This is a genomic window from Pseudarthrobacter sp. HLT1-3 (genome assembly GCF_059383535.1).
In genome coordinates this window covers 39,140-55,267 of record NZ_JBWZCJ010000019.1, presented here as the reverse complement: position 1 = coordinate 55,267, position 16,128 = coordinate 39,140, and the positions used below count along the sequence as shown (strand labels likewise).

Below are 16,128 nucleotides of genomic sequence, written 5' to 3'. Positions count from 1 at the left end.
GGGTGACTGAGCTATCTGCGGCTACGGCCTTCCCCCTGACCAGTTCCCAGAGTGGCTCGCCGCTGGCGGGCTCTGCCCTGACCAGCACCGCCCAGAGCGGTGCCGCCAACTATCCCGGCCTGGACCACTGGCGCGAGCTGCCCGCCTCCCAGCAGCCGAGCTGGTCCGATAACGACGTCTTCGAAGCCTCCATCAAGGAATTGTCGGTGCTTCCGCCGCTCGTCTTCGCCGGCGAAGTGGACATCCTCCGCGAGCGGCTCGCCGCCGCGGCGCAGGGCAAGGCGTTCCTGCTCCAGGGCGGCGACTGTGCCGAGACGTTCGAGGCGGCTACCGCGGACAAGATCAGCGCCCGCGTCCGCACCATCCTGCAGATGGCAGTAGTCCTCACCTACGGTGCCGCCATGCCGGTCATCAAGATGGGCCGGATGGCCGGACAGTTCGCGAAGCCGCGCTCCTCCAATGACGAGACCCGCGAAGGCGTCACCCTGCCGGCGTACCGCGGCGACATCGTCAACGGCTACGACTTCACCCCGGAATCCCGCGCGCACGACGCCGGCCGGATGCTCAAGGCGTACCATACCTCCGCCTCGACCCTGAACCTGATCCGCGCCTTCACCCAGGGCGGCTTCGCTGACCTGCGGCTGGTGCACCAGTGGAATAAGGGCTTCACCGAGAACCCTGCCCACGCACGGTACGAGTCGCTGGCACGCGATATCGACCGTGCCATCAAGTTCATGGCCTCCTGCGGGGCCGACTTCGAGGCGCTCAAGCGGGTCGAGTTCTACGCCAGCCACGAAGCGCTGCTGCTCGACTACGAACGCGCGCTGACCCGGATCGACTCCCGCACCGGTTTCCCGTACGACACCTCCGCGCACTTCCTATGGATCGGTGAGCGCACGCGCGAACTCGACCACGCCCACGTCGACTTCCTCTCCCGGGTCCGCAACCCGATCGGTGTGAAGCTCGGGCCGGGCACCAGCGGCGACGACGCGCTGCGCCTGATCGACAAGCTGGATCCGGACCGCGAACCCGGACGCCTGACCTTCATCACCCGGATGGGTGCCGGCAACATCCGCGAGAAGCTGCCGCCGATCGTGGAGCGGGTCACCGCTTCCGGCGCCCAGGTCCTCTGGGTCACGGACCCCATGCACGGCAACACCGTCACCTCGCCCAACGGCTACAAGACCCGGAACTTCGACGACGTCATTGACGAGGTGCGTGGCTTCTTCGAGGTCCACCACGGGCTCGGCACCGTCCCGGGCGGCCTGCACGTCGAGATGACCGGCGACGACGTCGCCGAGTGCCTCGGCGGCGCCGATCCGGTGGACCAGGAGTCCTTCCTGGACCGCTACGAATCGGTCTGCGATCCCCGTCTGAACCACATGCAGTCCCTCGAGATGGCCTTCCTGGTGGCCGGGGCGCTGTCCAAGCACTAAGACCCACCTGCTGCCGGGCCACCGCCGGCAGACAGCTCCGCCCCGGCTGGATCGGCCGGGGCGGAGCTCTTGTTTGTGGCCGGCACCCCTTGGCGGCACCGGAAGCCTGGGCGGTCAGACCACCCTGAGGATGACCACGGAGCCTTCCGGAACCTTCTTGTCCTCGGGATCCTGTTCCCGGACAGTTCCGAAGAACCCGCCGAAGATGTTTTCCACTTTGACCTCGAACCCGAGATCCTCAAGGGCCTTGCGGGCCTCGTCGACCTGCTCGCCGACAAAGCTGGGCACCTCCACGAGCTTGGGCCCCTTGGAAACAGTCAGGGTGACGGTGCCGCCCCGGGTGAGGTTTCCGGAGGCCGGATCCTGCGCAACGACGGCGCCCTTGGGCACCTTCCGGTCGTTGACGGTCTCAGCGGCGATCACGGCTTTCAGCCCGGCGGCTTCGATGGCCTTAACCGCGTCGGCCTGCTTCTGGCCGCGGACGTCCGGTACCGGAATGGGCTGCGGACCCTTCGACACGGTGAGGTCCACCGGGGTGCCGTGCCGGACCGGGTTGCCGGGGCGCGGAGCCTGGGCCAGCACGGTGCCGGCGGGCGCCGTTTCGTCGTAGGTTTCGGTAATCTTGCCCAGGGCCATGCCCGCACCGTTGAGGCCGTTCTTGGCTTCCGTCAGGGACTTTCCGGCCAACTCCGGCAGTTCGAACAGCTCGGGGCCCCTGGAGACCGCGAGGGACACCGGCTGGAACTTCCGGATCACCTCGCCGGCCGCGGGTTCGGACCCGACCACCAGCCCAAGCGGCACGTCGTCGTCGAAGACGTCCTTGGTCGTCGACTGGAAACCTGCCGCGCTGAGCAGCTGCTGGGCCTCCGCCACCGTCTTGTTGGCCAGCGCCGGGATGGTGCCGGGGGAGCCCGGTCCCATCCCGAAGAACCAGCCGGCCCCGCCCGCCAGCAGCGCCGCGATGACCAGCACCAGGATCCAGAGCAGACCCCGGCGCCGGAGGTTGCCGTCGCGCAGGCTCCGGACCGGGGTGGCCGCGGCCCGCTGGCGCGCCTTCGCCTCGTCGCGGTCGTGTTTGCGCTGCACCCGCTTGCTGGCCGGCACGGCGGCGTCCTCGGGGTGATATTCCGGGTACGGTGCCTCCTCCGGCGCGGCCAGCGGGCCGTAGCCGGGGCGGCGCGGGGCCGCGGCCATCACCGTGGTCGGGTTGCTGCCGCGGGTGATGAATTCGGTCGGCTGCTGCCGGCCGCCGATGACTTCGGTGGCGCCGGGGCCGGTGCCCGGATCCGGGACACCTGCGGGCCGCCGGGGCGGCGGGGCGGGCGGCACCACCGGACGCGCCTCGGGCAGGTGAGAGCGTGCCGCGGGGGGCTGCAGGTCGAGTTCTGCGTCGCTCAGGTTTGTCCGGATGTGCCGGAGTTCGGAAAGCAGCGTGTTGCCGTCAACCGGGCGTTTGTCGGGGTCGTTGGCGGTGCACCACTGCACGAGTTCGTCGATTTCCGCGGCCAGCCCGGGCACCAGCTCCGAGGGGGCGCCCACGGCGGAGTTGACGTGCTGGTAGGCAATCTGGATGGGAACCTCGCCGTCGAACGGCTGTTGCCCGGTGATCATCTCGTACAGCATGATCCCGACCGAATAGATGTCACTCCGGGCGTCGGCCTGCCGGCCCAGCACGAGCTCGGGGGACAGATACGCCACCGTGCCGATCAGCGCGCCGGTGCTGGTCGACGTCGAAATGGCGCGGGCCAGTCCGAAGTCGCCGAGCTTGATCCGCCCGTCCTCGGCGATCAGCACATTTTCGGGCTTGATGTCGCGGTGGATGAGACCGGCGTCGTGCGCCGCCCCGAGCCCTTCGACGACGGGATCGATCAGCGCCAGGGCCAGGCGCGGCGGGAGGGCGCCCCTGTCCTTCAGGACGTCGCGCAGGGTGTGGCCCTTGATGTACTCCATCACCAGGTAGGCCAACCGGTCATCCTCTCCCTGGTCGAGGACACCGACGACGTGCGGATGCGACAGCCGGGCTGCGGCCTTGGCCTCGCGGCCCAGCCGGTCAAGGAACTGCGGGTCGCCGGCCATGTGCGGGTGCAGCACCTTCAGCGCCACATCACGCTCCAGCCGCCGGTCGGTGGCCACATAGACGGTGGACATCCCCCCGCTGGCGAGCCTGGACTGAATCAGGTACCGGCCATCCACCAGGGTGCCAACGAGCGGGTCCGACGAATAATCCTGCACTATACGATCCTAATCGCTGCACGGAAACGGGCCCGAATCAAATTGCGATCCGGACCCGTATCGTTATGCTCCGGCGCCTACACCGGAGCGGGTGGACGCCGCGGCCGCGGCTGTCCCGGTCTGCTTTAGCCGAAGTTCTTTTGGTGTGCCTTGATGGACTCCACGTACTGCTTGGTGTCGTCGTACATGCCGTATTTGCTGACCGAGTACTGGCCCTGGTAGTAGCCGGCGATGGCCTGGTCCTGGTCGGGGCTGGTGCGGATGAGCTGGCGGATGATCGCGACGCCGGCGGTGACGTTGTCATAGGGGTCCAGCAGGTTCAGCTGGCGGCCCACGAGGTCCGAAGCCCACTCGCCGGAGGACGGGATGACCTGCATGGTGCCGATGGCGTTGGCCGGAGAGACGGAACGGTGGTTGAAACCGGATTCCTGGTAGGCGAAGGCCAGAGCCAGGGACGGATCCACCCCCATGCGGCGGGCGGTGTCCGCCACAATCGTTTTCATCTGTTCCCGGCTGGGCACCGGCGAGGCGTTCAGCAGGGCCTTGTTCTGGTTGGCCGAGCTGACGACCGCCGCCGGGTAGGTGAATCCAAGGAAGCTGCTCGGGACCAGCGGCGTCACCGTTGCGGCGGGCGGGGTGGATGCCGGCGCGATGGATGCACCCGGAATCGCCAGCTTCTGGCCGGGGTAGATGATGCTGCTCATGGTCAGGCGGTTGGCGGAGAGGATATCGGCGAGCTTGACGCCGTTCCTGGCCGCAATCCCGGAGAGGGTATCGCCGGACTTGATGGTGTAGGAACCCGAGGCGGCGACAGGGGTCGCCGCCGGCGCCACCGGGGCGGGGGCAGCCGGAGCCGGGGCAGGGGCAGCCGGAGCCGGAGCAGGTGCCGCCGCGCCGCCGATCTTGACCTGCTGGCCGGGGCGGATGATGGAGCCCATGTTGAGCCCGTTCCAGCCGAAGACCTCGGAGAGCTTGACGCCGTGGCGGGCTGCGATGGCGCTGAGGGTGTCGCCCGGCTTCACGGTGTAAACGCTGCCGGCAGAAGCCGACGGGGCGGGGGCCGCCGGAGCCGGAGCCGCCGGTTGCGGCGCGGCGTCCGGGCCGCCGAGCTTGATCTTCTGCCCGGGGTAGATGAGCGTGTTCGCCCGCAGTCCGTTCAACGTCAGGACGGCGCGGGTGTCCAGGCCGAACCTTCCGGCAATCCCGCTGATCGTGTCCCCGCGGGCAATCGTGTACTCGGCCGGGGCGGCCACCTCGGCGGGGCGGAAGGCGGACGGGACAGCCGCGGGAACGGAACCGGCCGGAATCAATGCAGACGCCAGCGTCGCGGCGCTCTGGGCCTGGGCCTGCATGGCTGCAGCCAGGGTGGCGGGAATGGCCCGCGGACGCGGTTCCGCCATCGCCGGCTGGGCGATCGCCAAAGAGGAAAGAACGACGGCGGGCAAGGCCGCCGTCGTTGCCGCAATCATCGGCAGGCTGGGCCTCGCAGTGTGCTTTGGCGAACGTGTCGTCATGGAAAGGTCCTCTTCTCAGCGTGTGACGCTGCGGGTCTGGCCGGCATTAGTGATGTTAACAGTGTGACTCATGTTATTGCTGTTACAAATGTGGTTCATGAGAATCTCTCACGAATTGTGAATTAGCACAAGAACTGGATGACCTGCAGCAAACGGGCGTTGTGGGAGTGTCGGTCGCGGAACCAAGGCGGAGGCCGGCAGCACTGCCCGGACTCCTCGGCCGGCCCCCGCCCGCTCTCGGCCCGCCCTTTGCCTGCTGTCGGCCCGCCCTTTGCCTGCTGTCTGCCCGCCCCTTGTCCGCTGTCTGCTTTCGGTGTGCTTCTGTCCGCAGGTGTCTGCGTCTCTGTCTGCCTCACGCCGGTGGGCCCTGACTAGGCGCCAAGGCTACCGGCATGGCAATCTTGATCCGTGAGTAATGTAGAAAGCCTTGTGGGCGAATGGCTGCCCCTGCCCGATGTCGCACAGCTGCTGAACGTTTCGATTACCAAGGTTCATGCGTTCCTTGACGAACGCGCCTTGGCGGCACTGCGCGTTGGTGAACGCCGGATTCGGTGCATTCCTGCAGAATTCATCCAGGACGGCCATCCGGTCGAGAGCCTTAAGGGAACGATTGTCGTTCTTGCGGACGCCGGCTACTCCGACGAGGAACTCATTACCTGGTTGTTTACGCCGGATGAATCCCTCCGCGGCCGTCCGATTGACGCCCTGCGCGAGGGGCGGAAAACGGAAATCCGGCGCCGGGCGCAGTCCCTGGCCTGGTAGCTTCACCGGGCACCCGGCCCCTATATCCAAAGTCTTAACAAAGGCAGGACCCGCACCTTTACAACAAGGTGTGCGGGGCCTGCCTTGGTTTGAGGGCTGCCGTGGCAGCGGTTCAGGCTGCGCGGCTGACCGTGGCCTCGGCCAGCCTCCGGAGCGCCGTCTTCGGCAGTTCGTCCAGCGGCAGGAGATCCAGGGCGGAGAAGGCCGACTGTCCGAAATCCTCGATCAGGACTTCGGTGGCCTTCAGTGCGCCGCAATCGGCGATGATGCGCCGGATCTCGTCCACGTCGGCATCGCCCAGCCCGGGGCTGCCAAGCTTGGCGTCGATGAAGGCTGACTCGGCCGGGGCGGCCAAGTCGAGTGCAAAGGCGATCAGCACGGTCCGCTTGCCTTCACGGAGGTCGTCTCCCGCCGGTTTGCCGGTGGTGACAGGATCGCCGAAGACGCCCAGGACGTCGTCTCGGAGCTGGAAGGCCTCGCCCAGCGGCAGGGCAAACGCCGAGTAGCCCCGGAGCAGCTCGTCGTGGGCACCGGCCAGGGCGCCGCCCAACGCCAGCGGATGTTCAGTGGAGTACTTGGCGGACTTGAAGCGGATGATGGACTGGGCGCGGCTGACAGCTCCGGCGCGGTCCCGCCGGGGCCCGGCGACTTCCTCGAGGATGTCGAGGTACTGGCCCGCCATGACCTCGGCGCGCATCAGGTTGAAGATCAGCCGTGCGCGGCTCCCGGCGGCGGCACTCGGTCCGATTTCGGTAAACGATTCCTCGCTGAACGACAGACAGAGGTCGCCGGTCAGGATGGCGGCCGCGTGTCCGAATCTTTCGCTGTCCAGTGCCCAGCCCTGCGTCTGATGCAGCTCGCTGAAGCGCCGGTGCACGCTGGGGCCTCCCCGGCGGGTGTCGGAGCGGTCAATGATGTCGTCGTGGATCAGGGCCGCAGCCTGGAAGAGCTCCAGCGCGGCGCCGGCTGTCACGATTTCGTTGGCTCCGGCCTCGCCGCCGGCGCCGCGCCAGCCCCAGTAGCACATGAGCGCCCGCAGGCGTTTTCCGCCGGTGACCAGGTTTGAGATCGATCCCATCAGCGGGTCAATGTCCGTCGAAATGGCGGACATCACCGACTGCCGGGTGGTCAGGAAATCGGTGAGCTTCCCGGCGACGGCGGCCACGTACGCAGCCTGCTCCAGGCGCAACTGCTCCGCGACGGTCACTTGACGGACTCGGCGGCGACGTTCGCACCGATGGTGAACGTGGACAGCCCTGCGGTTTCCAGCACCGAGATATTGACTGTTTCGTTGTCACCGCGGAGGAAGTCCTTGGACGGCACTGCTCCCACTGTTTCCCCCGGAACTGCCGTGAAGCCCTGGCCCAGCAGATGCTGGGTATAAAAGGCGAGCACCTCGGCCGACGGCGCGGAGATGCTGCCCACCAGCGCCACGGTCGCTGGTGTTGTGGTCTTGTCAAAGCTGCTGGAGACAACCTTCGCTCCGGGCATCACCGGCAGGAGCTGTTCCGGGAACCCGGGAACCATGGCGCCGACGGTGGCAGAGGTGCCGGGTTCAGCAGAGGGGCTGGCCGACGCCGTCGTGGACGGCTGGTCCGCGGACGGCGCAGCCGAGTCAGCCGCGGTCGACGATGCCCCCGGGGAAGAAGCCGTCCCGGGGTTGACGGGCGTGCACGCGGCCAGGCCAGCCAACAGCGCTCCCGCCGCCAGTACAGCTGCCGCAGCACATTCGCGCTGTCCAAATACCTTCACAGGGACTTCCTCCTGGTGTTGTCGCCGGATTCAGCCTCCAGTTTAGTCAGTCCCGGGGCATAGGATTGAAGTCGTGGGGCCGGACCAGAATAAACAGCAGCGGGAGCAGTCCCCGCGGGGCACCGCCCAACGTCTCGGCGAAGCGCAACTCCTCGAGCTCCGGCGGAGCAGTATCATGCATGTCGACATGGATGCCTTCTTTGTCTCCGTCGAACTGCGCAGCCGTCCGGCGCTCGTCGGAAAGCCCGTCATCGTGGGCTATCCCGCCGACCGTTCGGTCGTTCTCTCGGCGTCCTACGAAGCACGGCGCTTCGGCGTCAAGTCCGCGATGCCGATGGTGGTTGCCATGCGGATGTGCCCCTCCGCCGTCGTCATCGAGCCCCGGCACAAGCTGTACTACGAGGTCTCGGGCCAGATCATGGAGATCTTCGGATCGATCACTGAACTCGTGGAACCGCTCAGCGTGGACGAGGCGTTCCTCGACGTCGGCGGGGCGATCCGGCGGCTGGGCCCGCCCCGGGAGATCGGCGAACTCATCCGCACCCGCGTCCGCAGCGAACTGGGCATTACCGCCTCGGTGGGGATTGCCGCCAGCAAGTTCGTGGCGAAGATTGCTTCCACCCGGTGCAAGCCGAACGGACTGCTGCTCATTTCTCCGGAGGAGACCGTCCCGTACCTGCACAGCCTGCCGGTCAGCGCGCTCTGGGGTGTCGGGGCCAAGACCGTCGAGGTGCTGTCCAGGAAGGGCATCCGGACTGTCGCCGACGTCGCTGCGTCCCCGCTGCCGTCGCTGCGGAAGGTGCTCGGCGCCTCCGGCGAGCACGTCTACCGCCTGTCGTGGGGCATCGATCCCCGCCCGGTAACGCCGGTCCGGCTGGAGAAGAGCATCGGTGCGGAAGAGACCTTTGCGGTGGACACCGCGGACGAGGCGCTGCTGCACCGGGAACTGCTGCGCCTGTCGCACCGGACCGCGGAGCGGCTCCGCGGCGCGGGCATGCACGCCCGAACCGTCGCCCTCAAGCTGCGCTATGCGGATTTCTCCACCATCACGCGCAGCCGCACGGTCAGCACCCCGATTGACAGCGCCCAGCTGCTGTACGCCGTCGCCGTCCAGCTGCTGGAGTCACTCGGCGACCGGCCCATGACAGTGCGGCTCGTGGGGATCCGGGCCGAACAGCTCGAGGAGGCAGCCGCGGCGCCGCTGCAGCTGAGCCTTGACCGCCGGGATGACAACTGGCGTGCCGCCGAGCAGGTTCTGGACCAGGTGACCCGGAAGTTCGGCAGTAAATCGGTGCTGCCGGCGCGGCTGCTGGACCCCGGGAACACCCCGGGCTGAACTCCGCGCTGCCCCGGGGAGAGCCGCCAGCCCCTTAGGAAGTCAACAAAGCCCCTTAGGAAGTCAACGGAGCCCGCTGAAGAAGTCAACGGGACGTTCGGCATCTTTCAGAACAGGGCGCAACAAACTATCCTTAGTTATACGTAGATTTAGAACGACTGGATCGAGCGTTCGGACTAATGCAGGACCAGCTGAACACCCCTGTGGGGGCCGTGGAAGACTCAATTCGACCAGCGACGGAAATTGGGAACCACACGGGAGTCCCGCACGTTGTGGGTTTAGGGACACTGGCAGCGTCAGTCTGGACGTTGGCCGACTTAAGGAGGTCGTGTGATGCCGCTCTCGGAGCACGAACAGAAGTTGCTGGAGCAACTTGAGAAGCAGCTGCATGAGGACGATCCCAAGTTCGCCAGCTCGATGGGCTCGGATGCGGGACGCTCATGGTCAACCCGTCACCTGGTGATCGGTGTCCTGGCCACGCTGGCAGGCATCGTTCTCCTGCTCTTTGGCGTGACGATCCAAAACATCTTCGTCGGCGTCCTTGGCTTCGTGGTGATGGGTGCGGGGGTCTACTACGCGACCATGCGGGGAGCGGCCGCCGGCAAAGCCAACGCGGCGGGTGCGGCGCGGAAGTCCGGGAAGCCCAGGAGTTCGTTCATGAGCAACCTTGAGGAACGCTGGGACGAGAGGCACCGCGGGGAGTCCTGACTGTCCCCTGACGTACTCACGTCGGAGTACCTCCACTTTCAACCACCGGCACGTCCTCCACTTTCAACCACCGGCTCGACGCCGGCGCACAAAAGACCCGCTACGGCGGGTCTTTTGCCGTTAAGCCGGGCTTCCGCCGCTGACCCCTGAGCCTGGCTGCCAGCGCTCATCGCGGCGGGCAAGCCAAACAAGTGCGCCGCGCTACTCAAGTGCGCCTCGGCCCCTCGCCGGACGGTGGGCCGGCGCGGCCCCTCCGGAATCCCTCCACTGCGCACCACCAGGGCTGATTCCCCGTCAGAACAAGGAAGCGGAGCCGCCCGATCCCAGAAGTCGGCTGCAAAAGCTTCGGCGTGTCGTTGACTGTGGAGGGATGTGGAGTAATGTGGAGGACGTAAGAGGGTAGTGGCAGCACGGGGGACGTTGGGCTTTCCTACGAACAGACAGGCGGTGGGCCGTGTTTCTCGGCACACATTCGCCGCGTCTGGACGAAAAGGGTCGAATTATCCTTCCCGCGAAGTTCCGCGAGGAACTTGCCGGGGGACTGGTCCTCACAAGGGGCCAGGAACGCTGCATCTACGTCTTCAGTGAGGCGGAATTCGGCCGGGTTCACGAGCAGATGCGGGAGGCTCCACTCTCCAGCAAGCAGGCTCGGGACTATATCCGGGTTTTCCTCTCTGGAGCATCCGACGAGGTACCTGACAAGCAGGGGCGCGTGACGATTCCGCCGGCGCTCCGGGAGTACGCAGGGCTCGGCCGGGAACTCGCCGTCATCGGCGCAGGAACCCGCGCTGAGATCTGGGACGCCCAAGCCTGGAACGAGTACCTCGCCGAAAAAGAAACGGCCTTCTCGGAGACCGACGACGCCATACCGGGGATCTTTTGAGCCCCAGCCCGGCAGCACTGCACGATTCTTGACCGAGATCTCCAGCCGCCCATCCGGCTGTTTTCCTGGCTCACTTCCCCGGAGCCAGGCGGACGCAGGATAGGCGCGGATGGGGATCTGGATCAAGAAGCGGCACGCGCAGCCAGCACCCGCACTCCAGGAACCAACCGGACAACGAAAGGACGCAGGCATGACAGACCCTGACCCGTCAAAGCCCACGTCCGAACGGCATGTACCGGTCCTCAAGGACCGGTGCATCAATTTGTTGGCGCCCGGGTTCGAGGCGGCGCGGCTCCGCGACCAGACCCCCGTGGTCATTGACGCCACCCTCGGTATGGGCGGTCACGCCGAGGCCATGCTGCAGCGCTTCCCGGACCTGCACCTGATCGGCATCGACCGCGACGAGGAAGCCCTGGCCCTCGCTGGAGCACGCCTCCAGCCCTTCGCCAACCGGATCGACCTGGTCCACGCCGTGTACGACGAGATCCCCGAAGTCCTGGCGGACCTCGGTTTCGCGGAGGTCCACGGAGTCCTGATGGACCTTGGGGTGTCCTCGCTCCAGCTCGACGAGCGGGAGCGCGGTTTCGCCTACTCCTTCGACGCCCCGCTGGACATGCGCATGGACACCAGCCGCGGCCAGACCGCCGCCGACGTCGTCAACAACTACAGCGAAGAGGACCTGGTCCGGATCATCCGGAAATGGGGCGAAGAGAAGTTCGCAGGCCGTATCGCCAACCGGATCGTCACCGCCCGCGCCGCTAAGCCCTTCAGCACCACCGGCGAACTGGTCGAACAGATCCGTGGGGTGGTGCCCGCCGGCGCCGCTAAATCCGGCGGCCACCCCGCCAAGCGCACCTTCCAGGCGCTTCGGATCGAGGTCAACGAGGAACTCGACGTCCTGGAACGCGCCGTCCCCGCCGCCATCAACGCGATCGCCGTCGGCGGCCGCGTTGTCGTTATGTCCTACCACTCGCTGGAAGACAAAATCGTCAAGGGCTTCTTCCAGGCCGGATCCAGATCCTCCGCACCCCTCGGATTCCCGGTGGAGCTGGAAGAGCACAAAGCCGAACTGAAATCCCTGACGAAGGGCACCGAAGTGCCCACCGCCGCCGAAATCGCCGAGAACCCACGCGCCGCCTCCGCCAGGCTCCGCGCCGTGGAACGCATCAAAGCCAGGAGGGCCGCATGAGCACCGCCGCTGTCAGCAGATTCCCCATTGCCACCGGGGCAACGGCCCGCGCCCTGCCCGGGACCACCCCCGGTACCGGCCCCAGCCGGAAGACGCGCACGCCGCTCTCCCTGGTCCGGTCAGCCCCGCGCAAGCGCCGCGCCCCGTTCGTCGTGCTCTGCTTCGGCCTCCTGGCCGTGGCGCTCATGGCCGTGCTCGTTCTCAACATCTCCGTCTCCACCGCGCAGTACCAGCTGGTGCAGCTCCGTAGCGAGCAGTCCACCCTGACGAAGCAGAACCAGGATTTGACCCAGCAGGTGCAGAACTTCGACGCCCCGCAGAACCTGGCAGCCAAAGCCACCGAACTGGGCATGGTCGCCGCCACCGCCAAGGGCCAGATCGACCTCTCCACGCTGACCGTCACCGGCAAGGCAAAGCCCGCCGTGAAGGGCGACGCCCCCGGCGCCGTCATCGCAGCGCCCGCCGTTGCCGGACAACTCAGCGTTGTTCCTCCCGCCACCGCCAACGAGCCGCTCGCCAACCGCAAACCCGCCGGGCCCGTCGCAGCGGCCGCCGCGCCCGGCGCTGAGACGGCGCCGGCAGCCGCAGCTGCTGCCACCAACGCTGAGACGGCGCCGGCGCCTCCGGCCGCTGTTCCGGCGCCGCCGGCTGTTGAACTCCGTGGGGGCTCGGTTCCGGCCCCGGCACAGAAGGTCCCGGGACAGTAGCGCAGGACGGACCACCAGCCAGGCAGTCAGCAAGGCAACCAGCAAGGAAACATCGTGGCAAAGAACACCGGCAGGGCACGCAAGGCGAAAGCGCCAAGCGCGACCCGGCGGCTGCGGCTGGGCCTGGGTGTCATGCTGACGCTGCTGCTTGTGGTCGGCGGAAAACTCTTCCTGGTCCAGGGCCTCGACGTCGGGGGCATGGCTGAAGCCGCCCTGCAGAACAGGCTCACGCCGATCGAGCTTCCGGCCGAGCGCGGCAGCATCCTGGATGCCAACGGAACCGTCCTGGCCAGCAGCGTGATCCGCTACAACGTCGTCGTGGACCAGCGCGTGAACACCAAGACCGAGTCGTTCCGCCGGTTCGACGAGGACAACGAGGAGCTGGTCAAGGTTTCCCGGGATCAGGGCATCTCCGAACTGGCACCGCTGCTGGGCATGGACACGGCCACCCTCAGGCAGGCCCTCACGGGGGACCAGCCGTACTACATCGTGGCCAAAGACCTGAAGCCCGACGTCGAGGACCGCATCTCCAAACTCCAGATCCCCGGTATCGTCACCGTGGGCACCAGCAAACGCGTCTACCCCAACGGGTCGGTGGCCGGCGGGATCGTCGGCTTCCTGCAGGACGGCGCCACCGGGCAGGCCGGCCTCGAGCAGACCCAGGACGAGATCCTCAAAGGCACCCCCGGCAAACGGCTCTTCGAAATCGGCGCCGACGGGCTGCGCATCCCGGTCGGCGTGGACCAGTTGACGCCTGCCGTCAACGGCAAGGACATCAAGCTCACCCTGAACGCCGACCTCCAGTACTTCGCCCAGCAGGCAATCCAAAGCCAGCGGGACAAACTCAGCGCCGAGTGGGGCGTCGTCATCGTCCAGGACATCAAGACCGGCGACATCATCGCCATGGCGGACACCAACTCCCCGGACCCCAACGACCCCGGCAAGGTCGACGCAAAGGACCGCGGAGTACGGGCCGTGACGGCCGCCTACGAACCCGGCTCCGTGCAAAAAATGATCGTGGCAGCCGCCCTGATCGAGGAGGGCAAGTCGAGCCCGCTGGACAAGTTCACCATCCCGTCGTCCTACACCGTGGACGGCCAGACGTTCAACGACGCCTTCAGCCACGGCACCGAGGAGCGGACCCTGGCCGGCATCCTTGGCTGGTCGATGAACACCGGCACGGTCATGGCCGGCCAGCGGCTCAGCAAGGAACAGCGCTACGACTGGCTGAAGAAGTTCGGCATCGGGGAGGCGCCGGACGTTGGGCTTCCCGCCCAGGCCGGCGGCATCCTGACCCCACCCAATGAATGGGACGGCCGCCAGCAGTACACCGTGCTGTTCGGCCAGGGCGTCTCGCAGTCCACGCTCCAGACGGTGCGGGCCTTCCAAAGCGTCGCCAACAACGGTGTGATGCTCCAGCCGCGGCTGATCGACAGCTACATCAACCCCGACGGCACCGAGGAGAAGGTGCCGGCGAAGGATCCCCGGCAGATCGTCTCACCGGACACCGCCAAGCAGGTCCGGGACATCCTTGAGAGCGCCGTCACGGAGGGCCAGATCAAGGAAGCTGCGCTGGACGGCTACCGGGTCGGCGCGAAGACCGGCACCTCGCAATCACCCTGTGACGACGGGACCGCCGGGTTCTGCGGCTATACGGCGTCGATGGTGGGTATGGCGCCGATGGACGATCCTCGGTTTATTGTTGAAGTGGTGCTGCAACGGCCCAAGGGCGATATCTACGGAATCTCGAACGGCCCGGTTTTCCGGTCCGTGATGAGCCAGGCGCTGCGGACGTTCAACATCCAGCCGTCCAGCGGCGAACCCGTCCGGCTGCCGCAGTTCGCCAAGTAGCGCCCGAGAACCAGCACGTCCACCACCAACCTGTAACGGGAACCTGAGCCTGCGGGCCGGAGCACCACTCCGTGCGCAGCGCCGGATCCACCAGCACCACCAACGGAGACCCACTTGTCAGATCAGAATGCCCCCGGCGCTTCCGCCGCGCCATCCGGTCCGGGTTCCAGCACGGGATTCCGGCCCACCGCTGTCGCCCCAGTGCCGCTGGCAACCATCGGTGAGGCCATCGGCGTCGTGGTCCCCGGGGCGTCCGCCTCCGTCCCGGTCACCGGGATCTCACTGAACTCCCGCACCGTCCAGCCCGGCGACCTCTACGTCGCGCTGCCCGGCGCGAGCCGGCACGGTGCGGACTTCGTCTCCCAGGCAGTACAGGCGGGAGCGGCCGCGGTGCTCACCGACGACGACGGTGCGCGCCTGCTGGCGTTCTCCCACGACATTGCCGTCCCGGTGCTGCTGGCCGAAGAGCCCCGCACCCTCGTGGGCCGGCTCTCCGCCCTGATCTACCGGAGCCGGCCGGACGACGCGCCGGCCCCGGCCCTCTACGGCGTGACCGGCACCAACGGCAAGACGACCACCACCTACTTCATCAACGCCCTGCTGCAGGCGCTGGGGAAAAAGACCGGCCTGATCGGCACGATCGAGATCCTGGCCGGCGGCGAAGCGATTCCCAGCCTGCTCACCACACCGGAATCCACCGATGTGCATGCCCTGCTGGCCCTGATGCGCGAACGCGGCCTCGACGCGGCCTCCATGGAGGTCTCCTCGCACGCCATCTCGTTCTCCCGCGTGGACGGCGTTGTGTTCGATGTCGCCGGCTTCACCAACCTCACCCAGGACCACCTGGACCTGCACGGCAGCATGGAGGAGTACTTCCAGACGAAGGCGCGGCTGTTCAGCCCCGGAAGGGCCCGCAGCGCCGTGGTGACGGTCGACGACACCTGGGGCGTCCAGCTCGCCGGCACCGCCGGCATCCCGGTCACCACACTGGCCACGCACGACGCCGGCGCCGTGACCGCGGACTGGACGGTCCGCAGTCCGGCCCCGCGCGGGCTGGGCACGGACTTCACCCTTAGCCACCGGGACGGCACCGAACTGCGGATCCACACCGGGCTGCCCGGAAGCTTCAATGTGGCCAACGCCGCGCTGGCCACGGCCATGGTGCTCGCGGCCGGCCACGACGCCGGCGCCGTCCAGGCCGCCCTGGACGCGGGCGACCCCTTCACCGTCGCCGTCCCCGGCCGCATGCAGCTCGTCTCCACCGCCCCGGCGGCCGTCGTCGATTTTGCCCACAACCCGGACGCGCTGTCCCGGGCCCTCGAGGCCGTCCGCTCCCCGGAGCCGGGATCCCGCGTGATCATCGTCTTCGGCGCCACCGGACAGCGCGACCAGGGCAAGCGGCCGGCGATGGGCGCCATCGCCGCGCGCCTCGCCGACACCGTCATTGTCACCGACGACGACCCGCACGACGAGGACGCCGGGGGGATCCGCGCCGACGTCCTGGCGGGCGCGGTCGAGGCCAAGGACCACGAGGGACTGGGCTGCAGCATCCTCGAGGTCTACCCCCGGGATGCCGCCATCCGGAAGGCCGTGGAACTCGCCGGCCCGGCCGACACCATCCTCGTCGCGGGGCGGGGCCACGAAATTTGGCAGGAAGTCAAGGGCGTAAACCTCGCCCTTGACGACAGGGTGGAGCTCCGCTCCGCCTTGACAGCTCGGGGATTCACCGTTCTCGAAGACCAGCGGATAGAGTCCTAA

14 protein-coding genes are annotated in these 16,128 nt (G+C 67.4%); 9 read left to right on the top strand and 5 right to left on the bottom strand.

Features of this window, described 5'->3' with window-relative positions; genetic code table 11:
- Positions 1–2: 2 nt before the first annotated feature.
- On the top strand, positions 3–1,436 hold the full coding sequence (locus AC50X9_RS15935) for a class II 3-deoxy-7-phosphoheptulonate synthase (RefSeq protein WP_494894906.1): 1,434 nt from the start codon (positions 3–5) through the stop codon (positions 1,434–1,436).
- A gap of 114 nt (positions 1,437–1,550) precedes the next feature.
- Here AC50X9_RS15935 and AC50X9_RS15930 read toward each other — a convergent pair whose 3' ends face one another.
- Both AC50X9_RS15930 and AC50X9_RS15925 read right to left on the bottom strand, forming a co-directional pair.
- Positions 1,551–3,668, bottom strand: coding sequence for a Stk1 family PASTA domain-containing Ser/Thr kinase (locus AC50X9_RS15930; protein WP_494894904.1), 2,118 nt, complete (start codon positions 3,666–3,668; stop codon positions 1,551–1,553).
- A 125-nt stretch (positions 3,669–3,793) separates the two neighbouring features.
- Positions 3,794–5,182, bottom strand: a complete 1,389-nt coding sequence (locus AC50X9_RS15925; protein ID WP_494894902.1) for a lytic transglycosylase — start codon at positions 5,180–5,182, stop codon at positions 3,794–3,796.
- A gap of 408 nt (positions 5,183–5,590) precedes the next feature.
- Here AC50X9_RS15925 and AC50X9_RS15920 point away from each other — a divergent pair, with 408 nt between their 5' ends.
- On the top strand, positions 5,591–5,944 hold the full coding sequence (locus AC50X9_RS15920; protein ID WP_494894900.1) for an Rv2175c family DNA-binding protein: 354 nt from the start codon (positions 5,591–5,593) through the stop codon (positions 5,942–5,944).
- A 112-nt stretch (positions 5,945–6,056) separates the two neighbouring features.
- Here the strand turns inward: AC50X9_RS15920 and AC50X9_RS15915 are convergent, their stop codons facing one another.
- Genes AC50X9_RS15915 through AC50X9_RS15905 form a run of 3 tightly spaced genes read right to left on the bottom strand, consistent with a single transcriptional unit; the run spans position 6,057 to position 7,877 of the window.
- Positions 6,057–7,151: a polyprenyl synthetase family protein gene (locus AC50X9_RS15915; protein ID WP_494894898.1), complete on the bottom strand. Its 1,095-nt coding sequence runs from the start codon at positions 7,149–7,151 to the stop codon at positions 6,057–6,059.
- Positions 7,148–7,696, bottom strand: a complete 549-nt coding sequence (locus tag AC50X9_RS15910; RefSeq protein ID WP_494894896.1) for a hypothetical protein — start codon at positions 7,694–7,696, stop codon at positions 7,148–7,150. Before AC50X9_RS15910 ends, AC50X9_RS15915 begins: the two co-directional genes overlap by 4 nt.
- A gap of 46 nt (positions 7,697–7,742) precedes the next feature.
- Positions 7,743–7,877: a hypothetical protein gene (locus AC50X9_RS15905; protein WP_494894894.1), complete on the bottom strand. Its 135-nt coding sequence runs from the start codon at positions 7,875–7,877 to the stop codon at positions 7,743–7,745.
- A 6-nt stretch (positions 7,878–7,883) separates the two neighbouring features.
- On the opposite strand from AC50X9_RS15905, the gene dinB reads away from it, so the two are divergent.
- The 7 genes from dinB (at position 7,884) to AC50X9_RS15870 (ending at position 16,128) form a co-directional block, all read left to right on the top strand.
- Positions 7,884–9,032 (top strand): DNA polymerase IV, encoded by a 1,149-nt coding sequence (dinB, locus tag AC50X9_RS15900; protein WP_494894892.1) that lies wholly within the window; start codon positions 7,884–7,886, stop codon positions 9,030–9,032.
- 333 nt (positions 9,033–9,365) lie between these two features.
- Complete coding sequence (locus AC50X9_RS15895; protein WP_494894990.1) at positions 9,366–9,740, top strand: SCO2097 family morphological protein; 375 nt, start codon at positions 9,366–9,368, stop codon at positions 9,738–9,740.
- A 454-nt stretch (positions 9,741–10,194) separates the two neighbouring features.
- Positions 10,195–10,623, top strand: coding sequence for a division/cell wall cluster transcriptional repressor MraZ (gene mraZ, locus AC50X9_RS15890; protein ID WP_226761014.1), 429 nt, complete (start codon positions 10,195–10,197; stop codon positions 10,621–10,623).
- A 190-nt stretch (positions 10,624–10,813) separates the two neighbouring features.
- Entirely contained in the window at positions 10,814–11,812 is a 999-nt protein-coding gene (rsmH, locus tag AC50X9_RS15885; protein WP_494894889.1) for a 16S rRNA (cytosine(1402)-N(4))-methyltransferase RsmH, read from the top strand.
- Complete coding sequence (gene ftsL, locus AC50X9_RS15880) at positions 11,809–12,519, top strand: cell division protein FtsL (protein ID WP_494894887.1); 711 nt, start codon at positions 11,809–11,811, stop codon at positions 12,517–12,519. The genes rsmH and ftsL overlap by 4 nt, the downstream gene beginning before the upstream one ends.
- 54 nt (positions 12,520–12,573) lie before the next feature.
- Positions 12,574–14,370: a peptidoglycan D,D-transpeptidase FtsI family protein gene (locus tag AC50X9_RS15875; protein ID WP_494894885.1), complete on the top strand. Its 1,797-nt coding sequence runs from the start codon at positions 12,574–12,576 to the stop codon at positions 14,368–14,370.
- 114 nt (positions 14,371–14,484) lie between these two features.
- Positions 14,485–16,128: a UDP-N-acetylmuramoyl-L-alanyl-D-glutamate--2,6-diaminopimelate ligase gene (locus AC50X9_RS15870; protein ID WP_494894883.1), complete on the top strand. Its 1,644-nt coding sequence runs from the start codon at positions 14,485–14,487 to the stop codon at positions 16,126–16,128.